Raw genomic sequence first — 1,725 nt, 5'->3', positions numbered from 1 at the left:
CATGCTGGTGGTGGGGCTGGGCCTGCTGGGCGTGGCCGGCTTCTTCTGGTTCCTGGTGGGCAACGGCAACCTCACGCCCGACAAGAACCTGGCCAAGCTGCTCAACCCGCTGATCGGTTTTGCCTTCGGCTCCTCGCTGATCTCGATCTTCGCGCGCCTGGGCGGTGGCATCTTCACCAAGGGCGCTGACGTGGGCGCCGACCTGGTGGGCAAGGTGGAAGCCGGCATCCCAGAAGATGACCCGCGCAACCCCGCCGTGATCGCCGACAACGTGGGCGACAACGTGGGCGACTGCGCCGGCATGGCGGCCGACCTGTTCGAAACCTACGCGGTCACGCTGATCGCCACCATGGTGCTGGGCGCCTTGATGGTGACGGCGGCGCCGATGCAGGCGGTGTTGTACCCGCTGGTGCTGGGTGGCGTGTCCATCATCGCGTCCATCATCGGCTGCTTCTTCGTCAAGGCCACGCCGGGCATGAAGAACGTGATGCCGGCCCTCTACAAGGGCCTGGCCATCGCCGGTGTGCTGTCCTTGATCGCCTTCTGGTTTGTGACGTCGGCCATCATGCCCGACAACGCGATCGCAGCGGCCGGCAGCCAGCTCAAGCTCTTCGGCGCCTGCGCCGTTGGCCTGGTGCTCACGGCCGCGCTGGTCTGGATCACCGAGTTCTACACCGGCACACAGTACAAACCGGTGCAGCACATCGCGCAGGCCTCAACCACCGGCCACGGCACCAACATCATCGCGGGCCTGGGCGTGTCGATGCGCTCGACCGCCTGGCCAGTGCTGTTCGTCTGCGTGGCCATCATGGTGGCCTACTCCCTGGCGGGTCTGTACGGCATCGCGGTCGCGGCCACGTCCATGCTCAGCATGGCGGGCATCGTGGTGGCGCTGGACGCCTACGGCCCGATCACCGACAACGCGGGTGGCATTGCCGAGATGGCCGAACTGCCCAGCAGCGTGCGCGACATCACCGACCCGCTGGACGCGGTGGGCAACACCACCAAAGCGGTGACCAAGGGCTACGCCATCGGCTCGGCCGGCCTGGCCTCGCTGGTGCTGTTCGCCGACTACACCCACAAGCTCGAAACCGTCGGTCAGCACGTCACCTTCGACCTGAGCGACCCGCTGGTCATCATCGGCCTGTTCATCGGGGGGCTGATCCCCTACCTGTTTGGTGCCATGGCCATGGAAGCGGTGGGCCGTGCCGCCGGCGCGGTGGTGGTGGAAGTGCGCCGCCAGTTCAAGGAGATCCCCGGCATCATGGAAGGCACGGCCAAGCCCGAATACGGCAAGGCCGTCAGCATGCTCACCGGTGCGGCCATCAAGGAAATGATCGTGCCCAGCCTGCTGCCGGTGGTGGTGCCGATCCTGGTAGGCGTGTTCCTGGGCCCCAAGGCGCTGGGCGGCCTGCTCATGGGCACCATCGTGACCGGCCTGTTCGTGGCCATTTCCATGTGCACCGGCGGCGGCGCCTGGGACAACGCCAAGAAGTACATCGAAGACGGCCACCACGGCGGCAAAGGCTCTGAAGCGCACAAGGCCGCCGTGACCGGCGACACCGTGGGCGACCCCTACAAGGACACCGCCGGCCCGGCCGTGAACCCGCTGATCAAGATCATCAACATCGTGGCCCTGCTGATCGTGCCGCTGCTGCCGATGGCGACCTGAACGGTTTCGCTCGACAACAAAAGGCCCGCTTTGGCGGGCCTTTTGCATGGTGC

Annotated in this window: 1 protein-coding gene; it reads left to right on the top strand. The window is 66.4% G+C overall.

All coding sequences use genetic code 11. The features are described from left to right. The coding region (locus ACR2JA_RS17800) for a sodium-translocating pyrophosphatase (RefSeq protein WP_434010405.1) at positions 1-1,672 on the top strand (1,672 nt) is incomplete at its 5' end. Positions 1,673-1,725: the final 53 nt, after the last annotated feature.

The sequence above is a fragment of the Hydrogenophaga sp. genome (genome assembly GCF_051007235.1).
In the GTDB taxonomy this organism is placed as follows: domain Bacteria; phylum Pseudomonadota; class Gammaproteobacteria; order Burkholderiales; family Burkholderiaceae_C; genus Hydrogenophaga.
The sequence above is the reverse complement of the archived record's forward strand: the minus strand, read 5'-3'. Positions and strand labels throughout refer to the sequence as shown.